Below are 26,971 nucleotides of genomic sequence, written 5' to 3'. Positions count from 1 at the left end.
CCCCCGCAGCGTCAGCACCCCCGGAGACGCCCGTGCCCCTGACCCCTCCCGCGACACTGACCACTCCCGCGCCGGACACCGCCGCGTGGCTCGACCGCCGCTCGGCCGGTCCGATCCTCCTGGCGGCGAACCTCGCCGTCGGCCTCGCGATCTTCGCGCTCGTCGCGCCGAGGCTCCCGCTGTGGAACCTCCTGCTCACCCTGGCGATCGGCCTGGGCGCGATCCTCCCCCTCGGTGCGCAGCGGAGCCGGCCGAGGACCGCGGGAGTCGCCGCGTGCATCGGTGCGGCGCTCACCCCGATCGCGACCCCTGCCCTCTGGACCGCGCTCGTGATCATCGGGCTGCGCCTCCCGCCCCGCACCGCGGCCCGGTTCGTCGCGGCCGGAGCCGTCGCCGACGCCGTCCTGCTCACCCTCTTCATCCTCCGCTGGGCTCGACCCGAGACGCTCGGCGCGTCGATCCTGGTCGGCCTCTTCTCGGTCGTCGTGACGGTGACGATCGGCGTCCTCGGCATCCTCGCCGGGGCGAAGCGCAGGAGCGAGCGCGACGCCCGCGAGCGCGAGAGCACGGCCGTCGCCCGCTCGCTCGACGCCGAGCGCGAGCGCATCGCGGAGGAGATCCACGACTCCCTCGGTCACTCGCTGACCCTGCTCAGCCTGCACTCCGCCGCCCTGCGCGACCTCGACGGTCTGACCCCGGAGGAGATCCGCGCCCTGACCGAGTCGATCAACCGGCAGACCCGCGCCGCGGTCGACTCCCTGACGGCGACGCTGCGGGCCGCCCCCGCCGCCGGATCGACCGAGGCGGCGGCGGGGCTCGACCGGCTATTCTCGGATGTCACCGAGACCGGTCGCGAGCTCGAGGTGCGGATCGAGGGCGATCCTGCGGCGCTCGACGAAGCGGCGACGGCGATGCTCGTGCGGTTCTGCCGGGAGGGACTCACCAACGCGCTCAAGCACGCGGCCCCCGGCCCGCTGGGCGTCGCCGTGCGGATCGACGGCGACGGCTCGGTGGCGGCAGTGGTGACCTCGCCCGGAGGCGCGGCGGATCCCTCGCCCGCCTCGAGTTCGCGCGGGGTCCGCGCTCTCGGGGACTCCGCCGCCGAGCTCGGCGGCGAGGCGGTGCTGAGCGTCGCCGACGATCAGAGCGTGCTCAGTCTCCGGCTGCCTGCTCCGTCGTCGCGCTGACGGCCGACTCGCCCGCCGGCTCGCCGAGCGCCGAGCGGACCGAGTCGACCGTCATCCGGCCCTCGGGATCGAGCCTCGTGAGCATCCGCGCCATGATGTCGGCGAGCTGCGGGATCTGCTCCGGCTCGAGCGGGTCGATGACGTCGGCGAGCACGGTGGCGACGTGCCCCGGCGCGGTCTCGACGATCTTGGCGAATCCCTCCTCCGTCAGCACGGCGTTCGTGGCTCGACCGTCGGAGGGGCAGGGCCTGCGCTCGAGGTAGCCGCGCGCGGCGAGGCGGGTCACCACGTGCGACAGGCGCGGCAGCGTGGCGTTCGTGCGGGTCGCGAGGGTCGTCATCCGCAGCGCCCGCTCGGGCGCCTCCGAGAGCATCGCGAGCGTCATGTACTCGAAGTGGGTGAGGCCCGCGTCGCGCTGCAGCTGGGTGTCGAGCGCGCCGGGGAGCAGCTCGACCACGGCGATGAACCGCATCCAGGCGCCGAGCTCCTCGGGCGTCAGCCAGCGGGGAGGGAGATCGGCGGTCATCCGGCAAGCCTATCGGTTGGTTGACGCGACAAGTAAGGGCGCAGGAAGATCACAGTCGGCCGAACGTCTCGGCGAGGTAGCGGTGCGCGAAGGTGACGGCCATCGCCCCCTCGCCGACCGCGGCGGCCACCCGCTTCACGGAGCCGCGCCGCACGTCTCCCGCCGCGAACGAGCCCGGCACGCTCGTCTCGAGGTAGAACGGCGGACGCTCGAGCGGCCAGACGGCCGCGAGCGACTCCGGATCGAGGTCGGGCCCCGTGAGGAGGTAGCCCTGCCGGTCGCGCTGGATCGCGGTCCGCGCGGACCAGTCGGTGTCGGGCGCCCCTCCGATGCACACGAACAGGTTCTCGGTGGCACGGTCCTGCCGGGCGCCGGTCCGCGTGTCCTCGAGAGTGATGCCGGTGAGGTAGCCGCCGCCGCGGACCTCGGCGACGCGGGTGCCGGTGAGGATCTCGACGTTCGGCTGCGCGCGGACCCGCGTCTCGAGATAGGCCGACAGCGTGTCCGAGAGCTCGGGCCCGCGGACGAGCATCGTGACGCGCCGGGCGTGCGCCGAGAGGTTCATCACCGCCTGACCCGCGGAGTTGCCGCCTCCGACGACGTAGACGTCGGCGCCGCCGCAGCGCAGGGCCTCGCTCGTGCCCGCGCCGTAGTAGAGACCGCAGCCCAGCAGCTCGTCCTCGCCCGCGAGCCCGAGCCGGCGCCAGTCGACTCCGGTCGCGCAGATGTTGGCGCGCGCGACGACCACTGTGCCGTCGTCGAGCTGCGCGTGGATCCGGCCGTCACGGAAGTCGCCCAGCACTCCGCGGCGCATCATCACGAGCTCGGCGCCGAAGGCGACGGCCTGCTGGCGCGCCCGCTCGGCCAGGGCGGCGCCCGAGACGCCGTGCGGGAATCCGAGGTAGTTCTCGATGAGGCTGCTCGAGCCCGCCTGGCCGCCGACCGCCTCCCGCTCGAGCACGACCACGCGCAGACCCTCCGACGCGGCGTACACCGCGGCCGAGAGTCCGGCGGGGCCGGCTCCGTAGATCGAGAGGTCGTACTCCGACGAGGCGGGCGTGGTCGCCCAGCCCAGCCGCGAGGCGATCTCCGCCAGCGTCGGCTCCTCGAGCCGGGAGCCGTCGGGGAGCACCACGATCAGCGGTTCGGAGGCGTCGCGGTCGCTGTGCCAGCGGAAGTCGACCACGCTGCGTGCGAGGAAGTCGCGCACCTCCCACGCCCGCCGACTGTGCTTCGAACCGTGCAGCTCGACGCGGTCGACGGGCGCGGAGGCGTCGGTCATCCGCGGTCCTCCCGGGCCCGGTCCTTCAGCGCCTGCTCCTCCCGGTCGCGCTGGAGCTGCGCCTGCCAGTCGGCGGGCAGCCGCTCCGCCGGCCCGGGGACGCTCTGCCGAGCCGGGTGGCTCTCGGGCGCCACGAGCGGCGGGCCGTCGGCGTAGGCGTCCGTGCGGTAGTCCCAGAACCAGTCCTCGCCCGGTTCGAAGCTCCGGATGATCGGATGCCCGGTCTCTCTCGCGTGCGCGCCCGCGTGCTTCGCCAGGGAGTCGTCGCAGCAGCCGATGTGCCCGCAGGTCGCGCAGCGGCGCAGGTGCACCCACCACGAGCCCTCCTGCTCGCACTCCAGGCAGCCGGTGCCGCTCGGCGGCACCTCGGGGTGGATGGCGGTGTCTGTCACTGCTCTCCTCCGTGCTCGTTCGGCCGGCGGCTCAGACGGCCCCGACGGCGGGCAGGGGCCGGGCGTGGCTGAGGAGGGCGGGGCGCCCATCGGTGTCGGTGAGGTACGGCATGTGCGGCGGCGTCCATTTCTCTGATCGAGGGAGTACGGATCTCGGGCCCGCTCGCCCGAGGAGCGCTCGCGCGCGCCCCGGATCTCGTCGTCGAGCCCGACACGTCCCGAATCTAGCCCCGTCGGCCGCCGAGGTGGAGAGCGATTCCCTCCGCCCGCCCGCCGCCCACGGGCCGCCGGTCGAGGATGCCCACGTCCCCCGGAACCGCGGATCTCGTACGCCCACCCCGCGGGCTACTCGATCGAGGGGCAGGATGCCCACCGCAAGGCAGGCCGGGACCTCCCAGGCGAACCGCCGATTCGCGTCCCAGCGAATCGCCGTAGCCGCCCGCGACCCGCCCCACCCGCGCACAACCCCGACAAGCCGACCGCGCCGAGCCGCACAGGGGGCGGCTCGAACAGGAGACAGGATGCCCACGGCAAGGCCGACCGGGACTTCCGAGGGGAACCGCCGATTCGCGTCCCAGCGAATCGCCGTAGCCGCCCGCGACCCGCTCCACCCGCGCACAACCTCGACAAGCCGACCGCGCCGAGCCGCACAGGGGGCGGCTCGAACAGGAGGCACGGTGCCCACCGCGAGGCCGGCCGGGACCTCCGAGGCGAACCGCCGATTCGCGTCCCAGCGAATCGCCGTAGCCGCCCGCGACCCGCCCCACCCGCGCACCACCTCGACAAGCCGACCGCGCCGAGCCGCACAGGGGGCGGCTCGAACAGGAGGCACGGTGCCCGCCGCGAGGCCGGCCGGGACCTCCGAGGCGAACCGCCGATTCGCGTCCCAGCGAATCGCCGTAGCCGCCCGCGACCCGCCCCACCCGCGCACCACCTCGACAAGCCGACCGCGCCGAGCCGCACAGGGGGCGGCTCGGAAACGATCACAGCACGTCGTCGCTCAGTGCGATCGGATTGCCGAAGCGGTGGTTGGTGATCGAGATCGCCTGCTCGCGGAGGAACGGCAGCAGCTCGACGCGGCCGGCGGGAGTGACCGGGTCGGCGTAGATCGCCGTGTCGGGCGAGCCGCCGAGCGCTTCGGCGAGCGCGGTCGAGAGCGGGATGCGCGAGCCGTCGGCGCGGGTCAGGGGCACGGGCTTGCCGGTGCTGCCCCGGGTCATGCCGCTGAGCACGTCGGTGAACGAGCGGGTCGAGTTCCGGTCGGGATCGGCCGGAACCGCGTCGCGCTCGGAGGACGGCGCCGTCGCGCCCTGCGGGCCGCCGAACGCGTCGACGCGGTCCGAGACGATGTCGCCGACGATCCGGATCCTGGTCGCCGTGATCAGGCCCGCTGCCGCGCGCTCCAGCCACTGCGCGTCGGATTCGACGACGACCTTCGGGGCCAGGCCCGCCATCTCGAGGAGCTCGTCGCCCGCGAGCATCTCCTGCACGCGCGGCGGGAGCGGGATCGAGGTCGAGATGTCCATCCGCGAGCGGGTGAGCAGGCCGGCGGCGATGACCCGGAGCAGTTCGCCCAGGTCGCCGCAGTCGGCGAGGCGCAGCGCGATCGGCACCCGGAGGTAGCGGAACAGGTTGCGCTCGACCCCCACCTTCGAGATGTCGGTCACCACCCCGAACTCGGTCGCCCAGGCCAGCTGGTCGGACAGGGCGGAGCGGCGGAGCAGGTCGAACTGCTCGAACTGGAGCGAGGACTGCGCCGCCTCGATGAACTGCCGCGCGCGATCGTCCAGCCCGCGGAGGTGCAGCGTGGTCGAGGGGCGGGCGGGCGAGGGCTTCCACGAGCCGAGTCCGATCAGGTGGTTCGGGCCGCCAGCCTTCGCGCCGCCGCCGACCGACGAGCGCTTCCAGCCTCCGAACGGCTGCCGCCGCACGATGGCGCCGGTGATGCCGCGGTTGACGTAGAGGTTGCCGGCCTCGACCGAGTCGAGCCACACCGCGAGCTCGTCGGAGTGCAGCGAGTGCAGTCCGGCGGTGAGCCCGTAGTCGGTCGCGTTCTGCATCCGGATCGCGTCCTCGAGGGTCGCGGCGTGCATGATCCCGAGGACGGGCCCGAAGAACTCGGTGAGGTGGAAGTAGCTGTCCTCGGCGACCCCCTCCCTGACGCCCGGGGACCAGAGGCGCCCGGAGGCGTCGAGGCGCCGGGGCTCGACCAGCCACGACTCGCCGGCGCCGAGGGTGGTCAGAGCGTGCGCGAGCTTGCCCGTGGGCTCCTCGATGACCGGGCCCATCACGGCGGCCGGATCGGTCGGGTACCCGACGCGGAGCGAGGTGACCGCGTCGACGAGCTGGGCGCGGAAGCGCTTGGAGCGCGCGACCGAGCCGACCAGGATCACCAGCGACGCCGCCGAGCACTTCTGGCCCGCGTGGCCGAAGGCGCTCTTCACGATGTCGGCCACGGCGAGGTCGTAATCGGCGTGGGGCGTGACGATGATCGCGTTCTTGCCGCTGGTCTCGGCCAGCAGCGGCAGGTCGGGCCGCCACGAGCGGAACAGCTTCGCGGTCTCGTAGGAGCCGGTGAGCACCACGCGGTCGACGAGCGGGTCGCTGATCAGCGAGCGCCCGAGCCCCTCCTCGTCGAGATCGACCAGGGCGAGGAGGTCCTGCGGGATCCCCGCGTCCCAGAGCGCCTCGACGAGCACGGCCGCCGAACGGCGCGCCTGCGGAGCCGGCTTGAGGACGACTCCCGAGCCTGCGGCGAGCGCCGCGAGGACGGAGCCGGCGGGGATCGCGACGGGGAAGTTCCACGGCGGGGCGACCACGGTGACGCGTGCGGGCACGAAGGTGGCGCCTCCGACCGCGTCGAGCTCTCGCGCCCGGGTCGCGTAGTAGTGGGCGAAGTCGATCGCCTCGGACACCTCGGGGTCGGCCTCGGCGATGGTCTTGCCGGTCTCGGACGCCATCACCTCGATGAGTCGGTCGCGGTTCGCGGCGAGGGCGAGGCCCGCGCGGTCGAGGATCGCCGCCCGGTCGTAGCCCAGCCGGTCGCCCCACCGCTCGGCACGGCGCGCGACGGCGAGCAGCAGCTCCTGGAGCGCCTCCGGCGAGTCGACCCGAGCGGCCTCGATCGTCGCCGTGCCGATCGTCGAGGAGGCGATGCGCTCGGTGATCAGGCGCGCCCAGCGGCGGTTGCCGGGGAGCGCGGGGTCGGTGTCGGGCTCGTTGCGGAACCCGGCGGTCGCGGCGGCGGCGCCCGAGCCGCGCCCGAGGCCGAGGACGGCCTCGGTGAGCCCGGCGGCGGCGGGATCGAGCGCGTGCTCCCCCGCGCCGGCGTGCTCCTGCACGAGGCGCCGCCCCGATCCGGAGGCCCACTCGCGGCGGCGGTCCTGCGTGCGGTTGGCCGTCGGCACCCGGTCGTCGAGCGCCTCGAGCGAGACCCGGAAGCGCTCGAGCTCGCGCTGGAGGACGGTCTCGTCCTCGAGCTCGAACACGGCCGAGAGGAAGTTCTCGGGGCTCGAGTTCTCTTCGAGTCGGCGGATCAGGTAGGAGATCGCGACGTCGAACTCGCGCGGGTGCACCACGGGCGTGTAGAGCAGGAGGCGCCCCACGTCCTCGCGGACGGCACGCGCCTGGCCGGTGGCCATGCCGAGGAGCATCTCGAACTCGACGGCGTCGTGCACCCCGCGCTCGTTCGCGAGGATCCACGCGAAGGCGATGTCGAAGAGGTTGTGACCGGCGACTCCGATCCGCACCGCGTCCGCCCGCTCGGGACGGAACGCCCAGTCGATCAGGCGCTTGTAGTTCGTGTCGGCCTCGGCCTTCGAGCCGACCGTCGCGACCGGCCAGTCGTGGATCGCCGCGTCGACGCGCTCCATCGCGAGGTTCGCGCCCTTGACCACGCGCACCTTGATCGGAGCACCTCCCCTGCGGCGTCGCTCGGTCGCCCACGTCGTGAGCTCCTGCAGCGCCCCGAGGGCGTCGGGGAGGTAGGCCTGCAGCACGATCCCCGCCTCGAGCTCGAGCATCCCCGGCTGCTCGAGCAGGCGGCGGAACACCGCCACGGTCAGATCGAGGTCGCGGTACTCCTCCATGTCGAGGTTGATGAACTTGGGCGTCGGGCTCGCGGCCGCGAGCTGGTAGAGCGGAGTGAGCCGCTCGACGACGCGGTCGACGGCCTCGTCGAAGGCCCACATCGAGAGCTGGCTGACGATGCTCGAGACCTTGATGCTCACGTAGTCGACGTCGTCGCGCTCGAGCAGACGGTGCGTGCCCGCGAGGCGGCGTCGCGCCTCGCGCTCGCCGAGCACGGCCTCGCCGAGGAGGTTGAGGTTCAACCGGTCGCCGCCCTGACGGAGCGTGCGGATCGCGGAGCCCAGCCGGGCGTCGGACGCGTCGACCACGAGGTGGCCGACCATCTGCCGGAGCACGCGCCGCGCGGCCGGGACGACGACCCACGGCAGCACCGGCCCGACGGCGCCGCCGGTGGCGACCGCTGCGCGCAGGTAGGAGGGGAGGAACGCGGGGGTCTTCGAGGTCAGCGCCGAGAGGTTCTCGGCCGCGACCGAGAGGTCCTCCGGCCGAGCGACGCCGTCGACGAAGCCGACGGTGAAGTCGAGCCCGTTCGGGTCCTGCAGCACTCCGGCGAGGCGCTGGGCGGCCGCGTCGGCCGGGAACGCCCGGCTGCGCACGAGCCAGCGGCGGACGAGGCTCTCGACGCGGGCGAGGATCGGCGCATCCGTGTCGAACTCGGGCTTCAGGCGCGGCAGGCGCAGCGCCGCTCCCGTCTGATACTGACCGGTGTCGCTCAGGGCGCCGCGATCGGCGCGCGGGGACGCCTCGGGCTCCTCGCGCTCCGGGTCGTTCCCGGGCACGGCGTGAGTCGTCGACTGGTCCATGCAACGAGGCTATGCCCGAGTCCGCATGCGGGCCGGGCGTGTCGCGACCCTCTGGGGAGACTCCGCGCGCAGTCGGGGGTGTGGACGGCCGTCGAGCGGGGGTGCACGATGAACGCGTCCGATACCCGCCCCTCCCGCGATCGGAGATCCCGATGGAGCAGCTGCCCATCCCGCACGCCGCCATGATCGCCGCGCAGGCGCTCATCGACAGCTCCGCGTCCTTCGACGGCGAGGCGACGGCACCCGTGAACCTCGCGGTCCTCGAGCGCGCCCTGCGCCCGATCGAGGAGGGCGTGCTCGACGCCGACGGGATCGTCGTGCCCACCGCCTCCGACGTCGCCGGCGCGGCGGTGATCTGCCTCACCTGGCTCACCGGCCGGCTCGTGGAGTCCAGCGGCCGCTCGAGCGAGGAGATCCTGTTCTCGCTGCGCGAGTTCGTCACGGAGGCGCTGCGCAGCGACGACGACTGATCCGCCTCCGCTCGCGCCCCGCGCCGCCGCCGACCACACTGGAGCGCATGGCCAGAAGCACCGCCCGACGCGACCGGCACCGCCCGAAGGACATCACCGAGCGCAGCGGCACCGCGCCAGGTCCTCGCCGACCGAGCGCCCCTGCCGACCCCGCGGTCGACGTCGTCGTCGTCGGAGCCGGGCACAACGGACTCGTCGCCGCCGCCTACCTCGCTCAGGCGGGGCTCGACGTGCTCGTCCTCGAGAAGCGCCCGCACGCCGGCGGAGCAGCGGTGTCGGAGTTCCCGTTCCGCGGTGTCGAGGCGCGCCTCAGCAGGTACTCGTACCTGATCAGCCTGCTGCCGCCGTCGATCCTCGCGGATCTGCGCGTCGACGTCCCGCTGGTCCGCCGGCGCTACTCCTCCTACACGCCCGATCCCGCCGACCCGAGCCGCGGGCTCCTCGTCGACACCGGCGACGCGGAGGCGACCGCCGCCTCGTTCGCCCGCGTGGGAGCTCCCGACGACGCGGAGCCGTTCGCCGACTTCTCGCGGCACACCTCGCGCCTGGCGCGTGCGCTGTGGCCGACGCTGACGCAGCCGCTGCTGCGGCGGTCGGAGGCGCGCCGGCTGGTCGACGACGCCCGCGTCTGGCGGGCGATGATCGAGGAGCCCATCGGCGGGGTGATCGAGCGCAACATCGGGAGCGACCTCGCCCGCGGCGTCCTCTTCACCGACGCCCTCATCGGCACCTTCGCCGGTGCGCACGACCCCGACCTCGCCCAGAACCGCTGCCTGCTCTACCACGTGATCGGAGGCGGGACGGGCGACTGGGACGTCCCCGTCGGCGGGATGGGCGCCGTCTCGGGCGCCCTCGAGCGCTCAGCCCTCGACGCGGGGGCGCGCATCCTCACGGGTACCGAGGCGACCTCCGTCAGCCCCGACGGCGAGGTGACCTACCGTCGCGGGCCCCGGACGAGGCGGGTGCGCGCGCGGTTCGTCCTCTCGAACGTCGCCCCGTTCGTCCTCGACCGGCTGATGGGGGGCGAGTCCGGGGTGGGCGCGGTCCGCCCGGAGGGCGCCCAGGTGAAGGTCAACCTGGTGCTGTCCCGGCTGCCGCGACTGCGCGATGCGAGCGTGACTCCCGAGGCGGCCTTCGGCGGGACCTTCCACGTCAACGAGGGGTACGCGCAGCTCGAGACCGCCTACCGCGCCGCCGCTCGCGGCCGCACCCCGGGGCCGATCCCCTGCGAGATCTACTGCCACTCGCTGACCGACCCGACCATCCTCTCGCCCGAGCTCGCCGCCTCCGGGGCGCACACGCTCACCGTCTTCGCGCTGCACACTCCCGATCGCTGGCTGACGGCCGAGAACAACGAGCAGACGCGGCGGCGTCTCGAGTCCGAGATCCTCGACTCGATCGACACGGTGCTCGCCGAGCCGATCCGCGACCTCGTCCTGCTCGACGCCGACGGCGCGCCGTGCATCGAGACCCGGACCACCCGCGACCTCGAGGAGAGCCTCGGCCTCCCGGGCGGCAACATCTTCCACGGGCCTCTGGCCTGGCCGTTCGCCGAGGACGACGAGCCGCTCGACACTCCCGCGCAGCGCTGGGGAGTCGCGACGGCGCACCCGCAGGTGCTGCTCTGCGGCGCGGGTGCGCGGCGCGGCGGGGGCGTCTCGGGCCTCGGCGGGCACAATGCGGCGATGGCCGTGCTGGAGGAGCTCGGCGCCTGAAGGCGCTGCGTGCGGCCCCGGCCCGCGCGGTCGTCAGTGCCGGCGGTGGTCCTGGATCGTCATCCGCGGGCCCCGGCGCGGCCTGTGCGCGCCGCTGACCCCGATCAGGCGGAGGACCCGCTGCCGGTGCCCGCGCCACGGCTCGAGCAGCTCGAGCATGCCGTCGTCGTCGACGCCGTGACGGCCGGTGAGGGCGAAGCCGACGGAGGCGGCGAGGTGGTAGTCGCCGACGCTCACCGCATCGGGATCGCCGTGCGCCCGCATCATGACCTCGGAGGCGGTCCACGCGCCGATGCCCGGCACGGACTGCAGGCGCGCGGCCACCTCGGGCCCGCCGCGGCCGAGCGCGAGAGTGCGCTCGAGCCCCGGTGCGACCAGGGCGGCGGTGAGCAGCGTCCGCGAGCGTCGCGGATCGACGCCCGCGCGGTGCCAGTCCCACGAGGGGACGCGCCGCCACTGCTCGGCCGTCGGCGCGACGTGCAGGGCCACCGGCCCCGGGGCGGGCTCGCCGTGGAGGCGGACGAGCGCGCGGTAGGCGCGCCACGCCTCCGTGCTCGTCACCTTCTGCTCGAGGATCGACGGGGCGAGCATCTCGAACACGAGGTTCGCGCGGGCCAGCCGGAGGCCCGCGACCCGGCGGAGCACCTCGGCCAGCGGCCGGTGGGACGAGAGGTCGAGTCCGCTCCAGTCGTCGCCGTGGCCGAGGAGCTCCGGCACCCGGTCGATCAGCCACTCGGCGCCCTCGCCCCAGGCCCGCGCGTGCACCGAGCCGTCGGCCGCCTGGCGCAGCTGCAGTGTGCCGGGGCCGAGCGGCGTGCGGAACGCCCGCCAGTAGCCGGTGGAGTCGATCAGCATCGTCGGGTCGCCGGAGCCGCGCAGCAGGGTGCGCACGGTGAGCGCGAGGCTCACGGGCACCGCAGGTGCGTACACCGTGGCCCGCGCGGGCACGGGAGCGGGGAGGGCGATCGACACGCTGCGATGCTAACCGCGCCCTCCGACACCGCCGTCGAGATCCACGGCGCCGACGGTGATCTGCACGGTCTCTTCGGAGCCGCCACTCCTCCCGGATTGGTCCAACCGCGATGACCACATGCGCAGATCCGATCACGCGATTCGGCTGGTCAGTGCCCCTTTAGGGGGCGTAGTTTCGCGCTGTCGCGGCGGCGTTACCAGCCGTCCGGCATCCGCCTATCACTGGAGATGCGCACATGTTCGACACGACCTTCATCCGCAAGGCGATCGTCCGGAGCAGCGAGACCGCTCTCGACCGTCGCCGTTTCTTCGAGGCCACCGGCGTCGCCGGCCTCGGAATCGGAGCAGCGGCCCTCGCCGCCCCCTCCGCGTCCGCCGAGGAGGTCGCAGCCAGCGGCCCCAGCGACGCCTCGATCCTCAACTTCGCCCTCAACCTCGAGTACCTCGAGGCCGAGTTCTACCTCCGCGCCGTCACGGGCTCGGGACTCGCCGACTCCGACACCACCGGCACCGGCGCACGCGGCGGCGTCACGGGCGGCAAGGCCGTTCCGTTCAAGACCCCGTGGCTGAAGTCCTTCGCCCGCGAGGTCGCGAACGACGAGAAGCTGCACGTGCAGTTCCTCCGCGGCCAGCTCGGCGGCTCCGCCGTCTCGCGTCCCGCGATCAACCTCAGGGAGAGCTTCAACGCCGCCGCCACCGCGGCCGGCCTGATCCCCGCCGGTGGGACCTTCGACCCGTTCCTCAACGAGCAGAACTTCCTGCTCGGCGCCTTCGTCTTCGAAGACGTGGGAGTCACGGCGTACAAGGGTGCGGCCCCGCTCATCCAGTCGAAGCTCTACCTCGAGGCTGCTGCCGGCATCCTCGCGGTCGAGGCGTACCACGCCGGCGCGATCCGTTCGGCGCTCTACGGTGCGGGACTTGACGTCCAGGCCGGCAAGCTGTCCGACGCTCGCGACAGCCTCGACGGCCCCGCGGACAAGGATCAGGGCATCAAGGTCGGCGGCCAGGCCAACATCCAGCCCACCGACAAGAACGCGATCGCCTTCAGCCGCAGCCCCTTCGAGGTCCTCAACATCGCGTACCTGAACCCGAAGGCTGTGAAGTCGGGCGGATTCTTCCCCGCGGGTGTCAACGGCGAGCTGAACACCAGCCAGGCCAACTAGTCCTGCACACACGAGCGGACCCTTCCCCGAGGCGGCGGAGAGGGTCCGTTCGTGCGTTGACCGGGCGGAGTGCGAAGCGGTGACCTCGGTCATCTACTCTGAGCGGGTGAAGATCGGGATCCTGACCTCCGGGGGCGACTGCCCCGGGCTGAACGCCGTCATCCGCGGCGCCGTCTACAAGGGCATGAAGGTGTACGACCAAGAGTTCGTCGGCTTCCGCAACGGCTGGCGCGGCGTGGTCGACGGCGACCTCCTGCCGCTCGGGCGCGGCGACATCCAGGGCATCGCCAAGCAGGGCGGCACCATCCTCGGCACCAGCCGCACGAACCCCTTCGAGGGCGAGAACGGCGGGCCCGAGAAGATCGCCGGGATGATGGAGCGCAACGGCATCGACTCCATCATCGCGATCGGCGGCGAGGGCACCCTCGCGGCGGCCAAGCGCCTCACCGACGCCGGCCTCAAGATCGTCGGCGTCCCGAAGACGATCGACAACGACCTCGGGGCCACCGACTACACCTTCGGCTTCGACACCGCGGTCGGCATCGCGACCGACGCGATGGACCGCCTCCGCACCACCGGCGACTCGCACGGGCGCTGCATGGTGGCCGAGGTCATGGGCCGGCACGTGGGCTGGATCGCCCTGCACTCGGGCATGGCCGCCGGCGCGCACGTGATCCTGATCCCCGAGAAGCGGACCTCGATCGAGCAGATCGTCGAATGGGTGCAGAGCGCCCAGGACCGCGGCCGCGCGCCCCTCGTCGTGGTCGCCGAGGGCTTCTCGCTCGACAGCATGGACGACGCCCACTCGGAGCGCGGCCTCGACGCGTTCGGCCGCCCGCGCCTGGGCGGCATCGGCGAGATGCTCGCTCCGATGATCGAGGAGCGCACCGGCATCGAGACGCGCGCCACCACCCTGGGTCACATCCAGCGCGGAGGCACCCCCACCGCGTTCGACCGCGTCCTCGCGACCCGCCTGGGCATGGCCGCCATCGACTCCGTCGTCGCCGAGCACTGGGGCCGCATGGTCGCCCTGCGCGGCACCGACATCTACCACGTCGACTTCGCGGAGGCGCTCGGCACCCTGAAGACGGTGCCCGACTACCGCTACGAGGAGGCGCGCATCCTCTTCGGATGACGCGCCTCCGGCGGGCCTAGGAGGCGCCGCCCGGCGTCGCCGTCGGCACGATCACCGCGCGGGCGAGCGTGTGGAAGTGGACGTTGAAGCCGAGGATCGCGGGCGTCGACTCCGGGTCGAGGTCGAGGGACTCGACGTCGAGGGCGTGCACGGCGATGAAGTAGCGGTGCTCGCGGTCCGGCGGCGCCGCTCCGATGAACTGGCGCAGCCGCATCTCGTTCGGGAGGGTCTGCGCCCCCGCGGGCAGCAGCTCGAACCCGGCGGATCCCGCACCGGTCGGCAGCTCGGTCGTGTCGGCCGGGAGGTTGTACACCGCCCAGTGCCAGAACCCCGAGCCGGTCGGCGCATCGGGGTCGAACACGGTGACCGCGAAGCTCTTGGTCTCCTCCGGCGCCCCCGACCACGCGAGGTGCGGCGAGACGTCCTCGCCTCCCGCGCCCTCTCCGTAGTGGCGGGCCGCCAGCGGCTCGCCGTCGGCGATGTCGTCGCTCGTCAGCGAGAACGTCGGGACCTCCCCGAGTCGGGCGTAGGGGTCGTAGTTCCAGTCGGACATCCGGTTCTCCGTTCGGGCAGTGGTCCCGCGATCGCGGGCTCGTCCAGCCTACGAAGCGGCCTCGACCGATCCAGGGCTTGCGGAGGAGACCCCGATCACGAACCCAGGTAGCGCCCGGGGCGATGGTTGAAGGCGAGCACCAGGTTGAGCACGACGACGCCGGCGGCCGAGATCAGCACGTTGACCGGCGGCACGACGAGCAGCGCCGCTGTGACCACGCAGGCGTCGAGCGCCATCATCACGTAGCCGGCCCGCCAGCCGAGCCGCTCCTGCGCGATGAGCGCCACGATGCTGAACCCGCCGAGGCTGGAGCCGTGCCGGAAGAGGATGAGCAGCCCGATCCCGGCGAGGACGTCACCCGTGAGCACCCCGTAGACGGGGTCGATGCGCAGCGAGCCGAACGCGAGCGGATGGAGCCCGGCGAGCAGCGAGACCAGCACGATCGAGAACATCGTCCTGAGGGTGAAGCGCCAGCCCTTCTTCCACAGCGAGAGCGCGAGGAACGGGATGTTGACCACGACGAGGATCACGCCGAACGGGATCGGGAGCGGGTAGCCGAGCAGCAGGGCCAGACCCGCCGTCCCGCCGGTCACGGCCCGGCTCGCCGTCAGCAGGTAGAGGCCGAACGAGACGACGAACGCGCCGGTGACGAGTCCGAAGACGTCCTCGACGCGCGAGTGCGGAACGGTGGCGGAGGCGTCGGTCACCCGGCGATGGTGCCACAGCGATGTTGCGACGCCGTTTCGCCCGGGCGAGCGCGGTCGACCCGCACCCTCGTAGGCTGTGCCGGTGCTGCCGAAGATCCTGCTGTTCTACCGCTTCGTGCCGCTGGCCGACCCCGAGACGATGCGACTGTGGCAGCGCGAGCTCTGCGAGTCGCTGGGGATCCGCGGCCGCATCCTGCTCTCGCGCGACGGCATCAACGGCACCGTCGGCGGCGACATGGAGGCGCTCAAGCGCTACGTCCGCCGCACGCGGGAGCACTCCGCCCTGCAGGGGCTCGAGGTGACGTGGAGCGAGGGCTCGGGGCTCGACGCCGAGGGGCGCAGCCTCGACTTCCCCGGCCTGTCGGTGAGGGTGCGCGACGAGATCGTGTCGTTCGGTGCTCCGGGAGAGCTGCGGGTCGACGCGAGCGGCGTGGTCGGCACCGGAGCGAGGCTGCAGCCCGATGAGCTCGACGCCCTCGTCGCCGAGCGCGACGACGTCGTCTTCTTCGACGGCCGCAACGCCTTCGAGACCGAGATCGGGCGCTTCGACGGCGCCGTGGTGCCCGGAGTCTCGAGCACCCGCGAGTTCGTGGAGCAGCTCGACTCCGGCGCCTACGACCACCTCAAGGGCCGGCCCGTGGTCACCTACTGCACCGGCGGGATCCGCTGCGAGGTGCTGTCGAGCCTGATGACGGCCCGGGGCTTCGGCGAGGTGTACCAGCTCGACGGCGGCATCGTCCGCTACGGCGAGGCCCGCCGCGACGCCGGCCTCTGGCGGGGCGCGCTCTACGTGTTCGACGGGCGCGGGTCGGTGACCTTCTCGCCCGACGCCCAGGTGATCGGGCGCTGCACGGGGTGCGGCGAGCCGACGAGCAGGATGCGCAACTGCGTCGATCCGTCGTGCCGGGCGCAGCTGGTCGTCTGCGAGGGCTGCGTCGCCGTCGCCTGCGCTTTGCACGGGGTGGGCGGCGTGCGCTCGGGCGCCTAGGGTCGCCTCATGAGCATCGAAGCGCGCGGACGCACCCTCGTCGACCTCCACACCGCCCCCGAGCTGCTGAGCGTGGTGAACGTCTGGGACGCGGTCTCGGCGACCACCGTCGCGGCCCTTCCCGAGACCCGGGCCCTCGCCACCGCCAGCCACTCGATCGCGGCGAGCTTCGGCTACGAGGACGGCGAGAGGATCCCGCTGGAGCTGCACCTGGGCATGATCGCGCGCATCGTCGCCGCGGTGGAGGTGCCGGTGTCGGCCGATCTGGAGGCGGGTTACGGCGACGCGGGCGAGACCGTCCGCCGCGCGATCGAGGTGGGCGTCGTCGGTGCGAACCTCGAGGACCAGATGAAGCCGCTCCCGGAGGCGCTGCGCGCAGTCGAGAAGGCCGTCGCCGCCGCCGAGGAGGAGGCGGTCCCCTTCGCGCTGAACGCCCGCACCGATGCCTTCGTCCGAGCGGGCGATCGCGACCGGGCCGACGTGCTGGCCGACGCGATCGAGCGGGGACGGGCCTACCTCGACGTCGGAGCGACCTGCTTCTTCGTCCCGGGACTCCTGCAGGACGCCGAGATCGAGGCGCTGGTCGCCGCACTCGGCCGCGGGCGGATCAGCGTCATCGGCGTGCCCGGCTCGCAGTCGCCCGCCCGCTTCGAGGAGCTGGGCGTCGCGCGGATCTCGTACGGACCGTGGACGCAGCGCGTGGCTCTGACGGCGCTGCAGCAGGTGGCCGAGACGCTCTACGCCGGGGGCGCCCTGCCCGAGGGCACCCGGTCGCTCAACTGAGATCCGCCGCCGCGCGCGGGGCCGTCGGGCGTAGCGTGGACCCATGTTCCGAGCCATCGTCGTCGAGCGGCACGACTCCTCCGACACCCCGAACCGCGCACGGATCCTCGAGCGCGACGACCCCGACCGGGCGCACGGCGATGTGACCATCGCCGTCGAGTACTCGAGCGTCAACTTCAAGGACGCCCTCGCCCTCGCGGGCCGGCCGGGAGTCGTCCGCCGGACACCGCTCGTGGCGGGGATCGACGTGGTCGGCACCGTCGAGTACGCCGACGGCGCGGCGGCCGAGCGCTTCGACTCCGGAGACCGCGTCGTGCTGAACGGCGCGGGCCTCGGCGAGCGGCACGACGGCGGTCTCGCCGAGCGCGCCCGGGTGGAGTCGACCTCGCTGCTGCGGATCCCCGGCGCGATCTCCTCCGCCAGGGCCGGCGCGATCGGCACCGCGGGCTTCACCGCGATGCTGGCCGTCCTCGCCCTCGAGCGGCACGGAGTGCAGCCCGGCTCGGGCCCTGTGCTGGTGACCGGCGCGGCGGGCGGCGTCGGATCGATCGCGGTCGCCCTGCTCGCCCGGCTCGGCCACGAGGTCGTCGCCTCCTCCGGACGGGCAGGAGAGCACGGCGACTTCCTGCGGCGTCTCGGCGCGGCCGATGTCGTCGATCGAGCCGCCCTGCAGGAGGCCGGCAAGCCGCTGCAGTCCGAACGCTGGGCAGGAGCCGTCGACTCCGCCGGCTCGCACACGCTCGCGAACGCGCTCGCGCAGACGCGCTGGGGCGGCACCGTCGCCGCGTGCGGCCTCGCTCAGGGCGGCGATCTGCCCGCGACGGTGATGCCGTTCATCCTGCGCGGCGTGACGCTCGCCGGCATCAACTCGGTGGAGGCGCCGCGCAAGCTCCGCGAGGAGGCGTGGCGCCGGCTCGCCCACGATCTCGACCTCGACCTGCTCGACGAGCTCACCTCGACCGTGTCGCTCGGAGGCGCGCTGCAGATCGCGCCGGAGGTGCTCGGCGGGCGGGTCCGCGGCCGGACGCTGGTCGACGTCCGCGCCTGAGCCGGCGGGAGAGCCCGAAACGGCCCCGAAACAGGGGCTGCGTAGGGTCGGCGGCATGAGCACCGTCGACAAGAGCGCAGCCGGGATCGGCGAACGTCAGTACCACATCGCTGTTGCACCGGGCGAGGTCTCGACCGTCGCCCTCCTCCCGGGGGATCCGTTCCGCGTCCCGATGATCGCCGAGTTCCTCGACGACGCGCGAGAGGTCGCGCACAACCGCGAGCACCTGACGATGACCGGCACCTACAAGGGCCACCCGATCACGGCGACGAGCACCGGCATGGGCTGCCCCTCGACCGCGATCGCCGTCGAGGAGCTCGCGCGAGTGGGAGTCACCTCCTTCATCAGGGTCGGCAGCTCCGCGGCGACGCAGCCCGGGATCGAGCCCGGTGCGCTCCTGGTCAGCGAGGGCACCCTCCGCAACGACGGCACGAGCGCCGCCTACGCCCACCCGGGCTTTCCCGCCGTGCCCGATCTCGAGCTCACCTCCGCGCTCCTCGCCGCGACCCGCGAGATCGCGGAGCGCGAGGGCGTGCCGGTGCACTCCGGGATCAACGCGAGCGACGACGCGTTCTACGCCGAGACTCCGGAGTGGATCGCCACCCTGGAGCGGCACGGGATCCTCAACGTCGAGATGGAGTCGAGCGCGCTCTACGTCGTCGCCCGGCTGCGCGGGCTGCGCGCCGGCATGGTCTGCGCGTGCTCGAGCAATCTGGTCGACGGCGCGAGCCTCTACTCCGGCACGAAGGAGCGGCTGGCGCAGGGCTGGCGGCTGAGCATCGAGGCGGCGCTCGAGACGGCGGTGCAGCTTCGGCTCTGAGGGGTCGTCGTCTACTCGGCGGCCTCTGTGGCGCCGCTCGGCTCGGCGGAGGCGTGCCCGACGGAGGAGTCGGCGCGCGGGGCGCGCGTGCGCGGCTTCGAGGGCCGCTTCGCCGGCTGGGCGGGGGCGACGGGCGCGGTCGTCTCGGGCTGGGCGGGCTCTGCGGGCGCAGGGCTCGGCTCGGCGGGGCTCGCCGCCTCTGTGATCGGCTCCTCGGGGCCCGCCGACTCCGTGCTCGGCTCCTCCGTGCTCTCCTCGGCGGCGCTCGCCTCCTCCGGACTCGCCGTCGCGGCGGCCATCCTCGCCGCCGCCTGCTCGGCGACCTCGGGAACGATCACCAGGTCGTCGGTCTCGATCACGGGGATCGCCGCGGTCGCGGTGCCGAGCTGCAGCGCCGCGAGGAGCTCAGGGGCGTGCTTCGTGCTGATGATCAGGCGCGCGTAGTCCTCGTCGGCCAGGTCGATCACGACCGCCACCGCGGTCCGCTTGATCAGCAGGAAGTCCTTGCCGCCGTGGAACTTCCAGGTCCCCGCGGCGATCGTGAGCGGGATCGCTGTCCCGGGCGCCCTGATCCCGCGGACCCAGATCCACGGATCCTCGGTGACCGTCGCCGACCGGATGTTCGCCCGGTCGATCACGACGTCGCCGCGGTGGAGGGCCAGGAGGCGCTCGGCCGCGGTGAGACGGAGTTCGAGGCGGTCGGGGAGCACGGTCACGACGGGCATGCCTCTAGTGTGCCCCGGCCCCCTCCCCTGGGTCAGCGCCGAAACCCACAATGCCGCCCCCGTCCGGGAGTCGATCGGAGCACTCCCACCGGTGGCGGTGGGACCATGGAGCGGTGCCGATGGATCACGACGAGACGCGCCTCCTCGACGAGCTCCTCGCCGAGAGGCAGGCGCAGACGCGCCTCGAGGCGGCCCGTCTCGACGAGGCGCTGAGCGAGCTGCTGCTCGCGCGCGGTGACGGCACCGCCGACGACGAGCACGATCCGGAGGGGACGCCGCTGTCGGCGGAGTGGTCGCGGATGGCCGGGGTCCGCGACGCTCTGGCCCTGACCGAGCGCGACCTCGCTGCGGCCCGGCAGCGCCTCGAGACCGGCGACTACGGCGCCTGCGCGCACTGCGGCCGCCCGATCGGCGCGGCACGCCTCGAGGCGCGTCCCACCGCGGAGCTCTGCATCGACTGCGCCCGCCTCGCGGAGTCGCGCCGGCGCTGACCGATGCCACGAGACGCGCGACGTCAGCGCGGAGCGCCGCCGCGGGGCGCGTCGTCCGCGATCCGCTCCAGCCAGACCTCCATGAGCTGCTTCTCGGCGGGCAGGAGGCGCTCGGTCGCGGGTAGCAGCGCCCGCAGCGCCACCGCCGTCGAGGCGAGCCTCACCGCACCCCCGGCCGGCGGGTCCGTGGTGATCGCCGCGATCGTCGACTCACGGGCGACCTCGGCCATCCGCAGGTCGCGCCGCTCCGGAGGAGTGTCGAGCAGCGTGAGCGTCACTCCGCGACCCACGGCCTGCAGCAGGGAGCAGGCGCGCTCGGGCGTCTCGCGGAGGCGTCCCGCGCGCGCGACGAGGAGCACCTTCTCTCGGAGCAGCGAGGAGCCGAGCGCGATCGCGGGACCGGGATCGGTCCGCGCCTGGACGATGCGGTACGCCGCCGGGTGGTCGAGTCCGAAGCGGACGGCGTCGTCCCACCCGGTGCGGATGGCGTCGACGGGGTCCTCCGGCAGGACCTTCGTGGTCTTGGCGGCGACCCAGTCGGCGTAGACGCGTTCGACGGCGGCCTCGAGGAGCCCGTCCTTGTCGCCGAAGAGGCGGTAGATCGCGGGCGCCTGCACCTGGGCTCTGGCGGTGACCGCTCTCGTCGACACCGCGTCGGCGCCTCCCTCGTCGAGGAGCTCCAGGGCGGCGAGGAGGATCCGCTCGCGGGCGGGGAGGGATTCGGGCGGCATGGTGACGATGCTACCAAAAGCAGTGGTAGCGTCTGTATCACAGCGCTACCGAACCGGTCGGTAGCGCAGCTACCAGGAGGACCATCATGATCGTCATCACAGGAGCCGGAGGCCGTCTCGGCGGTGCCGTCGTCACCGAGCTGCTCGAGCGCGCACACCCCGGAGACATCGGGATCAGCACCACGCGTCCCGAGGAGCTCTCGGAGCTCGCCGACCGAGGCGTGCGCGTCCGCCGCGGCGACTACGACGATCCCGAGTCGCTCGCCTCCGCGTTCGAGGGAGCCGACCGGGTGCTCCTCGTCTCGGCACCGCGACACGGAGCGGCCGCCATCGAGGCGCACCGGATCGCGATTGAGGCGGCGCGCGCCGCCGGCGTCGGCCGAGTCCTCTACACCAGCCACGTCGGCGCCGACCCTCTGTCGCCCTTCCCGCCCGCCGTCACGCACGCGACGACGGAGACGATGCTGCGCGAGAGCCCGGTCGCGTCCACCGCGCTGCGCAACGGCTTCTACGCCGACACTCCCCTCCGACTCCTCCGCACCGCCGCCGAGACCGGAGTGCTGACCATCCCGGTCGACGCGCCCGTGTCGTGGACGTTCCATCGCGACCTCGCCCCCGGCATCGCCTCCCTCCTCCTCGACGAGACGCTCGTCGAGCCGGTGGTGACGCTCACCTCGGACCGGGCGGCGGACATGACCGAGCTCGCCGCGACGGCCGCGGCGGCCCTCGGGCGTCCGATCCGCGTGCAGCAGGTGACCGACGACGACTACCGCGCGGGTCTGATCTCCGCAGGGGTCCCGGAGTTCGGGGCGGACATGATGCTCGGGATCTTCCGCGCCTCGAGGCAGCGGCGCCTCGGGATCGTCGACCCGACGCTCAGCGGCCTCCTCGGCCGGCCGACGACGACCCTCGAGTCGGCACTCGCCGAGGCGGACGCCCCTCGGGCCTGAGCGGGAGCACAGGTGGTGACGGAGCGAAACGCGGCTAGTCCTGCGAGAGTTCACCTGCGGCTGCCGCCCCTCGAATCGGGGGCGCTGAGCGCCGCGACTCCCCCTCCGCTCGAAAGGCTCCTTCCGCATGACCGAGACGTCGACAGGGCACGCCACCGGCGCCCCTCCCGCCCCTGATCGCCGGGCGTGGCGGTCGCTCATCGTGCTCCTCGCCGGGATGTTCATCGCCCTGCTCGACACCACGATCGTCAACGTCGCGCTGCCGACGATCCGCACGACGCTGGACGCCTCCGAGTCGACCCTGTCGTGGATCATCTCGGGCTACGCGCTGGCCTTCGGGCTCGCGCTCATCCCGAGCGGCCGCCTCGGCGACCGCTTCGGCCACAAGTGGGTCTTCGTCAGCGGAGTCGCTCTGTTCACCGTCGCGAGCTTCGCCTGCGGTCTCGCGGCCGACGACTTCCAGCTCGTCGTCGCGCGCGTCGTGCAGGGCCTCGCGGGCGGCATGTTCGTGCCCGCGGTCAACGCCTACATCCAGCTCCTGTTCCGGGGCCCCTCGCGTGGCAAGGCGTTCGCGATCATGGGCGCGGTCCTCGGAGTGTCGTCGGCGCTCGGTCCGATCATCGGCGGCCTCATCATCCAGGCCTTCGGCGACGAGAACGGCTGGCGCCTCGTGTTCTGGGTGAACCTCCCGATCGGCGTGGCCACGCTCATCGCCGCCGCGATGCTGCTCCCCGCCCGCCGCGAGCTCGCCACGGGCGACCGCGCGACGAGCGGCGGGGTGGACTGGCTCGGACTCGTCCTCCTGTCGGCAGGGTTCGTCGCGCTGCTGGTCCCGCTCATCCAGGGCGAGGACGAGGGCTGGCCGCTGTGGACGATCGTGTCGATCGTCGGCGGCGTGGTGCTGCTCGCCGCGTTCGGTGCCTGGGAGCTCGTCTACACCCGACGGGGCCGCACGCCGCTCGTCCCGCCGTCGCTGTTCCGCCACCCCGCCTTCACCGGAGGAGTGATCCTCGCTCTGGTCTACTTCGCGGCGTTCACCAGCATCTTCTTCACCATCTCGCTGCTCTGGCAGTCCGGACTCGGGCACACCGCTCTCGAGTCCGGTCTCGTCTCGATCCCGTTCGCGATCGGCAGCATCGTCAGCTCCTCGCAGAGCAACCGCCTCACCGCGCGCCTGGGACGCAACGTCCTGGTGATCGGCAGCGCTCTGGTCGCGATCGGCCTGCTGTGGGTGTGGCTGGTGCTGCTCAACGCGACGCCCGACTCGATCACGAGCTGGCAGCTGCTGGTGCCGCTGCTGATCGCGGGTCTCGGCAACGGGTTCTTCATCGCGCCGAACGTGCAGTTCATCGTGGCCACCGTCGACCCGCAGGACGCGGGAGCGGCGAGCGGTGTGATCTCGGCCATCCAGCGCATCGGATCGGCCGTGGGCATCGCCGTCATCGGCAGCGTGCTCTTCGGCGGCCTCGTCATCTCCGGTCCCGACACCGTCGCCTCGGGCTTCCTCGACGCTTCGGCGCCCGCGATGCTCGTCAGCGCACTGATGGCCGTCGCGGCGTTCGCGCTCGTGTTCGTGCTGCCGAAGTCGGTGGCGCGCCGGGGCTGAGCCCCGCCGCCGCGCCTCACGCGGTCGCGGCCGCCGCGGCCTTCGCGGCGGCCGGCAGCGCGTCCACGATGCGCCCGATCGCCGCGTCGTCGTGCGCCGCCGACACGAACCACGCCTCGAACACCGACGGCGGCAGCGAGACGCCCGCGGCGAGCATCGCGTGGAAGAACGCGGGATAGCGGAACGCCTCCTGCGCCTGCACCTCGGCGTAGTCGCGGATCGGGCGGCCGAGATCCGAGAACACGAAGCTGAACAGGTTGCCCGCCCGCTGCACGGTGTGCGCGACGCCCTCGGCGGACAGCGCCGCGGACACCTCCTGCTGCAGCGTGAGGGCGGTGCGGTCGAGGGAGGCGTAGACCGCGTCGTCCGCCAGCTGCAGCGTGCGGATGCCCGCGGCGACGGCCACCGGGTTCCCCGACAGCGTGCCCGCCTGGTAGACCGGCCCGAGCGGAGCCAGGTGGTCCATGACGTCGGCGCGGCCGCCGAGCGCGGCGACCGGCATGCCGCCTCCGATGACCTTGCCGAACGTGTACAGATCGGCGCGGTACGGCTCCTCGGCGCCCGCGTTCTCGAGCCCCCACCAGCCGCCGGCGCTCACGCGGAACCCCGTCAGCACCTCGTCCATGATCAGCAGCGACCCGTTGGCGTGCACGAGCTCCGCGAGAGCGGAGTTGAACCCCGGCTCGGGAGCGACCACGCCCATGTTGGCAGCGGCCGCCTCGGTGATGACGGCGGCGATGTCGGAGCCGCGCTCGGCCAGCACTGCGCGCACCGCATCGAGGTCGTTGTAGGGCAGCACGATCGTCTGGGCCGCGGTGGCCGCGGTCACTCCGGCCGAGGCGGGCAGTGCCAGCGTCGCGAGTCCGGAGCCGGCATCGGCCAGCAGCCCGTCGGAGTGGCCGTGGTAGTGGCCCGAGAACTTGACCAGCAGGTCGCGACCGGTCACTCCGCGGGCGAGGCGGATGGCGGTCATGGTCGCCTCGGTACCGGTCGAGACGAGCCGCAGCTTCTCGATGGGCGAGACGCCTCCCGCCGTGATGCGCGCCTCGACGAGCTCGGCGAGCTCGGTCTCGGCGGGGGTCGACGCGCCGAACGAGAGACCGCGGGCGGCCGCCTCCTGCACCGCCGCCACGACCTCGGGGTGCGCGTGGCCGAGCACGGCGGGACCCCACGAGCAGACGAGGTCGACGTACTCGCGCCCGTCGGCGTCGGTGATGTACGGACCGGTCGCCGAGACCATGAAGCGGGGCGTGCCGCCGACCGAGCGGAACGCTCTGACCGGCGAGTTGACGCCTCCGGGGATCGCGTGCCGGGCACGCTCGTACAGGGTGTCGTTCGCGGAGGTGGTCACGCTCCCACGATACGGGGCGCTCCTCAGCGGACGCCGAGCGCGCGATACCGCGCCTACAGCAGATCGCGGGCGATACCGCGCCCTACAGCAGATCGCGCGCGATCTCGACCGCCCAGTAGGTGAGCACCGCGTCGGCACCCGCCCGGAGGATGCCGGTGACCGACTCGAGGATCGCCGGCTCCCGCGCGATCCAGCCGTTCGCCGCGGCGGCCTCGATCATCGCGTACTCGCCCGACACCTGGTACGCCCAGACGGGGACGTCCGACACGGCGGCCACGTCCGACAGGACGTCGAGGTAGGACATCGCCGGCTTCACCATCACGACGTCGGCGCCCTCCGCCAGGTCGAGCGTCGCCTCGCGGAGGCCCTCCCGGCGGTTGGCCGGATCCTGCTGGTAGGTGCGCCGATCACCCTCGAGCGTCGACTGGACCGCCTCGCGGAACGGGCCGTAGAAGCTGGACGCGTACTTCGCGGAGTACGCGAGGATCGCGGTGTCGATCCGCCCCGCTCCGTCGAGCGCCGCGCGGATCGCGCCGACCTGGCCGTCCATCATCCCCGAGAGCCCGAGCAGGTGGGAGCCCGCGTCGGCCTGCGCCAGCGCCATCTCCTGGTAGCGGAGGAGGGTCGCGTCGTTGTCGACGCGCCCGCGGTCGTCGAGCACGCCGCAGTGGCCGTGGTCGGTGAACTCGTCGAGGCACAGGTCGGTCTGCACGACGAGGTCGTCGCCGACCTCCGCGACCACGGCCCGCGTGGCGGCGTTGAGCACGCCGTCGGGGTCGGTCGCCCCGGAGCCGACCGCGTCGCGCGTCGTCGGAACGCCGAAGAGCATGACACCGCCGAGCCCCGCCTCCGCGGCCTCGGTCACCGCACCGCGGACACTGTCGAGGGAGTGGTGCACGACCCCGGGCATCGAGCCGATCGCGCGGGGTTCGGTGATCCCCTCCGCGACGAAGAGGGGGAGGACGAGCTGGGCCGGGTGGATGCGCGTCTCCTGCACGAGCCGGCGGAGGGCCGGGGTGGTGCGGAGGCGCCGCGGACGGATGGCGGTCATGGATTCCAGCCTACGGCTCGGCGGCTGGGCGGCCTCGTGGGATCAGCGGCCGGGGAGGCATGCCGAGCGCAGCGTCCCGCTCGTCACGGCGTACCCGCAGCGCGGCGTCGCGGCCGTCAGCAGCACCGGGTCGGCGACCGCGGCGACGTCGCTCAGCGGTCCGGAGGCGGCGCTCTCGATCCGCAAGCCCGCCGCGGCCAGTCGCCCGCCCGCCGCCGCGACCGCGATGCCGCCCCACGTGCCCGGGCCGTCGGTGGTGAACACGACCGGCCGGTTCGGCGTGCCGAGCACCGCGAGGGTTCCGGCGACGGTCAGGGCGTTCACCGTCGCCGCGCCGGTCGGCTCGAAGCGCAGAACGGCGCCGGGCAGCACCGACATCGTGTGTCCCGCCCCCACCTTCAGGCCGGCGAGGTAGTCCGGCGAGCCGAGGACGACGAGCCGGGCGGCTCGGGCGGGCGTGAGCGTCAGGTCCTCGGCGAGCACTCCCGAGAGGGCGACCGCGTCGGCGGCCCCGCCGATGATCCGATTGCCGGTCAGCGACGACGGCAGCAGGGTGTCGCTCGAGATCCGGAGTGGATGGCCGGAGGCGCCTTCGACGGTGTTGCCGGTCACGACGAGACGACCGAGCGGCGAGAAGCGCGGAGTCGAGAGCGACGAGATCTCGACGTCCCCTCCCGTGAACCGGTTCCCGGTGATCCGCACCGTCGGGAAGATCGAGTAGTCCTCGGCGTCGTTCCGCGACGTCAGCGTGAGCCCGCCGTCGAGATCGGAGTCGACCAGAGTGACGTCACCGGAGAGGTAGGTCGCCCTCCCCGGCTGGAGGATCGCCGAGGACTGCAGGGAGAAGGGCCCGCCGGCGTTGACCTCTCCGTACCGGATCTGCGTGTGGGTCCCCGAGAACGCTCCGAGACCCGCCCCGAAGTACCCGTCCTGCACCGTGATCCCGTTCCAGTCCCCCGGGGCCGGAGTCGTCGCAGCACCGTCGCCGTTCGAGTCGCCACCCGCCGAGTCGTCCCGGATCGAGGTGATCACGACCGGCGCCGCGGCGGTGCCCTGCGCGAGGATCCGGCTCGGCGCGTCGACGACTCCGAGCACCGATCCGGGCTCGCCCTTGACGATCGCACCGGACTCGAGGGTGAGCGTCGCGCCCTCGGCGACGAAGACACCGCCGCCCCGGATCACGTGGACGCTGCCGGCCGTCCAGGTCTGATCGGTCGTGATGTCGTCCGAGACGACCACGACCGGCAGAGCCGCGTCGGCCGACGCTGCGGGAGAGAGCGCCGTCGCGGCGACCAGCGCGCCGGCGACGAGGGCGAGAGCGGTTCGGAGGCGCGACACGGGGAGCTCCCTTGATCGGCGGTGCGGAGAGAACGGCTGCGCACTCGAGCGGGTGCGGCTCCGACAGTAGAGCTCCGCGGCGGCGAGCGATCTCC

General features: G+C 73.2%; 24 protein-coding genes. 12 read left to right on the top strand and 12 right to left on the bottom strand.

Annotated elements, in window-relative coordinates; genetic code table 11:
• Window positions 1-32: 32 nt before the first annotated feature.
• Window positions 33-1,187 (top strand): sensor histidine kinase, encoded by a 1,155-nt coding sequence (locus B9Y99_RS01530; protein WP_129587850.1) that lies wholly within the window; start codon window positions 33-35, stop codon window positions 1,185-1,187.
• Here B9Y99_RS01530 and B9Y99_RS01525 read toward each other — a convergent pair.
• The 4 genes from B9Y99_RS01525 to B9Y99_RS01510 all read right to left on the bottom strand — a co-directional run bounded on the left by B9Y99_RS01525 (window position 1,153) and on the right by B9Y99_RS01510 (window position 8,279).
• Window positions 1,153-1,713, bottom strand: a complete 561-nt coding sequence (locus B9Y99_RS01525) for a MarR family winged helix-turn-helix transcriptional regulator (protein WP_085474847.1) — start codon at window positions 1,711-1,713, stop codon at window positions 1,153-1,155. The genes B9Y99_RS01530 and B9Y99_RS01525 overlap by 35 nt on opposite strands.
• Before the next feature lie 49 nt (window positions 1,714-1,762).
• Window positions 1,763-2,995: an NAD(P)/FAD-dependent oxidoreductase gene (locus B9Y99_RS01520; RefSeq protein ID WP_085474846.1), complete on the bottom strand. Its 1,233-nt coding sequence runs from the start codon at window positions 2,993-2,995 to the stop codon at window positions 1,763-1,765.
• On the bottom strand, window positions 2,992-3,387 hold the full coding sequence (locus tag B9Y99_RS01515; protein ID WP_085474845.1) for a UBP-type zinc finger domain-containing protein: 396 nt from the start codon (window positions 3,385-3,387) through the stop codon (window positions 2,992-2,994). The genes B9Y99_RS01520 and B9Y99_RS01515 overlap by 4 nt, the downstream gene beginning before the upstream one ends.
• A 983-nt stretch (window positions 3,388-4,370) precedes the next feature.
• A complete protein-coding gene (locus B9Y99_RS01510; RefSeq protein ID WP_085474844.1) occupies window positions 4,371-8,279 on the bottom strand; it encodes a proline dehydrogenase family protein in 3,909 nt (1,302 codons plus the stop codon).
• 152 nt (window positions 8,280-8,431) lie between these two features.
• On the opposite strand from B9Y99_RS01510, the gene B9Y99_RS01505 reads away from it, so the two are divergent.
• The gene (locus B9Y99_RS01505; protein WP_085474843.1) at window positions 8,432-8,749 is read left to right on the top strand and encodes a hypothetical protein; all 318 of its coding nucleotides are present in this window, start codon (window positions 8,432-8,434) and stop codon (window positions 8,747-8,749) included.
• A 47-nt stretch (window positions 8,750-8,796) separates the two neighbouring features.
• On the top strand, window positions 8,797-10,464 hold the full coding sequence (locus B9Y99_RS01500; RefSeq protein ID WP_085474842.1) for a phytoene desaturase family protein: 1,668 nt from the start codon (window positions 8,797-8,799) through the stop codon (window positions 10,462-10,464).
• Between the two features lie 33 nt (window positions 10,465-10,497).
• On the opposite strand, the gene B9Y99_RS01495 is transcribed toward B9Y99_RS01500, so the two are convergent.
• Window positions 10,498-11,436 carry a DNA-3-methyladenine glycosylase family protein gene (locus tag B9Y99_RS01495; RefSeq protein ID WP_085474841.1) on the bottom strand — a complete coding sequence of 313 codons (939 nt, stop codon included), beginning with the start codon at window positions 11,434-11,436 and terminating at the stop codon, window positions 10,498-10,500.
• Window positions 11,437-11,672: 236 nt separating this feature from the next.
• Between B9Y99_RS01495 and B9Y99_RS01490 the strand changes: the two genes are divergently transcribed.
• The gene (locus B9Y99_RS01490; RefSeq protein WP_085474840.1) at window positions 11,673-12,599 is read left to right on the top strand and encodes a ferritin-like domain-containing protein; all 927 of its coding nucleotides are present in this window, start codon (window positions 11,673-11,675) and stop codon (window positions 12,597-12,599) included.
• Between the two features lie 106 nt (window positions 12,600-12,705).
• Window positions 12,706-13,734, top strand: a complete 1,029-nt coding sequence (locus B9Y99_RS01485; protein WP_085476184.1) for a 6-phosphofructokinase — start codon at window positions 12,706-12,708, stop codon at window positions 13,732-13,734.
• A gap of 16 nt (window positions 13,735-13,750) precedes the next feature.
• Here the strand turns inward: B9Y99_RS01485 and B9Y99_RS01480 are convergent, their stop codons facing one another.
• Together B9Y99_RS01480 and B9Y99_RS01475 are read right to left on the bottom strand one after the other, a co-directional pair.
• Window positions 13,751-14,287, bottom strand: a complete 537-nt coding sequence (locus B9Y99_RS01480) for a YbhB/YbcL family Raf kinase inhibitor-like protein (RefSeq protein WP_085474839.1) — start codon at window positions 14,285-14,287, stop codon at window positions 13,751-13,753.
• A gap of 95 nt (window positions 14,288-14,382) precedes the next feature.
• On the bottom strand, window positions 14,383-14,994 hold the full coding sequence (locus B9Y99_RS01475) for a YitT family protein (RefSeq protein WP_244274737.1): 612 nt from the start codon (window positions 14,992-14,994) through the stop codon (window positions 14,383-14,385).
• Between the two features lie 82 nt (window positions 14,995-15,076).
• Here B9Y99_RS01475 and trhO point away from each other — a divergent pair, with 82 nt between their 5' ends.
• Genes trhO through B9Y99_RS01455 form a run of 4 tightly spaced genes read left to right on the top strand, consistent with a single transcriptional unit; the run spans window position 15,077 to window position 18,633 of the window.
• Window positions 15,077-15,982: an oxygen-dependent tRNA uridine(34) hydroxylase TrhO gene (gene trhO, locus B9Y99_RS01470; protein ID WP_085476183.1), complete on the top strand. Its 906-nt coding sequence runs from the start codon at window positions 15,077-15,079 to the stop codon at window positions 15,980-15,982.
• Between the two features lie 9 nt (window positions 15,983-15,991).
• Window positions 15,992-16,765 carry an isocitrate lyase/PEP mutase family protein gene (locus B9Y99_RS01465; RefSeq protein WP_085474837.1) on the top strand — a complete coding sequence of 258 codons (774 nt, stop codon included), beginning with the start codon at window positions 15,992-15,994 and terminating at the stop codon, window positions 16,763-16,765.
• A 43-nt stretch (window positions 16,766-16,808) separates the two neighbouring features.
• The gene (locus tag B9Y99_RS01460; protein WP_085474836.1) at window positions 16,809-17,813 is read left to right on the top strand and encodes an MDR family oxidoreductase; all 1,005 of its coding nucleotides are present in this window, start codon (window positions 16,809-16,811) and stop codon (window positions 17,811-17,813) included.
• A gap of 55 nt (window positions 17,814-17,868) precedes the next feature.
• On the top strand, window positions 17,869-18,633 hold the full coding sequence (locus B9Y99_RS01455) for a nucleoside phosphorylase (protein WP_085474835.1): 765 nt from the start codon (window positions 17,869-17,871) through the stop codon (window positions 18,631-18,633).
• Window positions 18,634-18,644: 11 nt separating this feature from the next.
• Here B9Y99_RS01455 and B9Y99_RS18970 read toward each other — a convergent pair whose 3' ends face one another.
• Window positions 18,645-19,358 carry a hypothetical protein gene (locus tag B9Y99_RS18970; protein ID WP_208856870.1) on the bottom strand — a complete coding sequence of 238 codons (714 nt, stop codon included), beginning with the start codon at window positions 19,356-19,358 and terminating at the stop codon, window positions 18,645-18,647.
• 119 nt (window positions 19,359-19,477) lie between these two features.
• Here B9Y99_RS18970 and B9Y99_RS01445 point away from each other — a divergent pair, with 119 nt between their 5' ends.
• The gene (locus B9Y99_RS01445) at window positions 19,478-19,849 is read left to right on the top strand and encodes a TraR/DksA family transcriptional regulator (RefSeq protein ID WP_085474834.1); all 372 of its coding nucleotides are present in this window, start codon (window positions 19,478-19,480) and stop codon (window positions 19,847-19,849) included.
• Between the two features lie 23 nt (window positions 19,850-19,872).
• Here B9Y99_RS01445 and B9Y99_RS01440 read toward each other — a convergent pair whose 3' ends face one another.
• Window positions 19,873-20,580, bottom strand: a complete 708-nt coding sequence (locus tag B9Y99_RS01440; RefSeq protein WP_085474833.1) for a TetR/AcrR family transcriptional regulator — start codon at window positions 20,578-20,580, stop codon at window positions 19,873-19,875.
• Between the two features lie 86 nt (window positions 20,581-20,666).
• Between B9Y99_RS01440 and B9Y99_RS01435 the strand changes: the two genes are divergently transcribed.
• Both B9Y99_RS01435 and B9Y99_RS01430 read left to right on the top strand, forming a co-directional pair.
• Entirely contained in the window at window positions 20,667-21,530 is an 864-nt protein-coding gene (locus B9Y99_RS01435) for an NmrA family NAD(P)-binding protein (RefSeq protein WP_085474832.1), read from the top strand.
• A 127-nt stretch (window positions 21,531-21,657) separates the two neighbouring features.
• The gene (locus B9Y99_RS01430) at window positions 21,658-23,136 is read left to right on the top strand and encodes an MFS transporter (RefSeq protein WP_085474831.1); all 1,479 of its coding nucleotides are present in this window, start codon (window positions 21,658-21,660) and stop codon (window positions 23,134-23,136) included.
• 16 nt (window positions 23,137-23,152) lie between these two features.
• Here the strand turns inward: B9Y99_RS01430 and hemL are convergent, their stop codons facing one another.
• The 3 genes from hemL to B9Y99_RS01415 form a co-directional block, all read right to left on the bottom strand.
• Window positions 23,153-24,487 (bottom strand): glutamate-1-semialdehyde 2,1-aminomutase, encoded by a 1,335-nt coding sequence (gene hemL, locus B9Y99_RS01425; RefSeq protein ID WP_085474830.1) that lies wholly within the window; start codon window positions 24,485-24,487, stop codon window positions 23,153-23,155.
• Between the two features lie 82 nt (window positions 24,488-24,569).
• Window positions 24,570-25,538 (bottom strand): porphobilinogen synthase, encoded by a 969-nt coding sequence (gene hemB / locus B9Y99_RS01420; RefSeq protein ID WP_085474829.1) that lies wholly within the window; start codon window positions 25,536-25,538, stop codon window positions 24,570-24,572.
• A 42-nt stretch (window positions 25,539-25,580) separates the two neighbouring features.
• A complete protein-coding gene (locus B9Y99_RS01415; protein ID WP_085474828.1) occupies window positions 25,581-26,876 on the bottom strand; it encodes a hypothetical protein in 1,296 nt (431 codons plus the stop codon).
• Window positions 26,877-26,971 lie beyond the last annotated feature (95 nt).

The sequence above is a fragment of the Rathayibacter oskolensis genome, from assembly GCF_900177245.1.
GTDB lineage: Bacteria > Actinomycetota > Actinomycetes > Actinomycetales > Microbacteriaceae > Rathayibacter > Rathayibacter oskolensis.
The sequence above is the reverse complement of the archived record's forward strand: the minus strand, read 5'-3'. Positions and strand labels throughout refer to the sequence as shown.

Coding starts and splice junctions, on each gene's coding strand:
- B9Y99_RS01525 (WP_085474847.1), bottom strand. CDS start 1,713: ATGACCGCCGATCTCCCTCCCCGCTGGCTGACGCCCGAGGAGCTCGGC.
- B9Y99_RS01520 (WP_085474846.1), bottom strand. CDS start 2,995: ATGACCGACGCCTCCGCGCCCGTCGACCGCGTCGAGCTGCACGGTTCG.
- B9Y99_RS01510 (WP_085474844.1), bottom strand. CDS start 8,279: ATGGACCAGTCGACGACTCACGCCGTGCCCGGGAACGACCCGGAGCGC.
- B9Y99_RS01505 (WP_085474843.1), top strand. CDS start 8,432: ATGGAGCAGCTGCCCATCCCGCACGCCGCCATGATCGCCGCGCAGGCG.
- B9Y99_RS01500 (WP_085474842.1), top strand. CDS start 8,797: ATGGCCAGAAGCACCGCCCGACGCGACCGGCACCGCCCGAAGGACATC.
- B9Y99_RS01490 (WP_085474840.1), top strand. CDS start 11,673: ATGTTCGACACGACCTTCATCCGCAAGGCGATCGTCCGGAGCAGCGAG.
- B9Y99_RS01480 (WP_085474839.1), bottom strand. CDS start 14,287: ATGTCCGACTGGAACTACGACCCCTACGCCCGACTCGGGGAGGTCCCG.
- B9Y99_RS01465 (WP_085474837.1), top strand. CDS start 15,992: ATGAGCATCGAAGCGCGCGGACGCACCCTCGTCGACCTCCACACCGCC.
- B9Y99_RS01460 (WP_085474836.1), top strand. CDS start 16,809: ATGTTCCGAGCCATCGTCGTCGAGCGGCACGACTCCTCCGACACCCCG.
- B9Y99_RS01455 (WP_085474835.1), top strand. CDS start 17,869: ATGAGCACCGTCGACAAGAGCGCAGCCGGGATCGGCGAACGTCAGTAC.
- B9Y99_RS18970 (WP_208856870.1), bottom strand. CDS start 19,358: ATGCCCGTCGTGACCGTGCTCCCCGACCGCCTCGAACTCCGTCTCACC.
- B9Y99_RS01445 (WP_085474834.1), top strand. CDS start 19,478: ATGGATCACGACGAGACGCGCCTCCTCGACGAGCTCCTCGCCGAGAGG.
- B9Y99_RS01440 (WP_085474833.1), bottom strand. CDS start 20,580: ATGCCGCCCGAATCCCTCCCCGCCCGCGAGCGGATCCTCCTCGCCGCC.
- B9Y99_RS01435 (WP_085474832.1), top strand. CDS start 20,667: ATGATCGTCATCACAGGAGCCGGAGGCCGTCTCGGCGGTGCCGTCGTC.
- B9Y99_RS01430 (WP_085474831.1), top strand. CDS start 21,658: ATGACCGAGACGTCGACAGGGCACGCCACCGGCGCCCCTCCCGCCCCT.
- hemB (WP_085474829.1), bottom strand. CDS start 25,538: ATGACCGCCATCCGTCCGCGGCGCCTCCGCACCACCCCGGCCCTCCGC.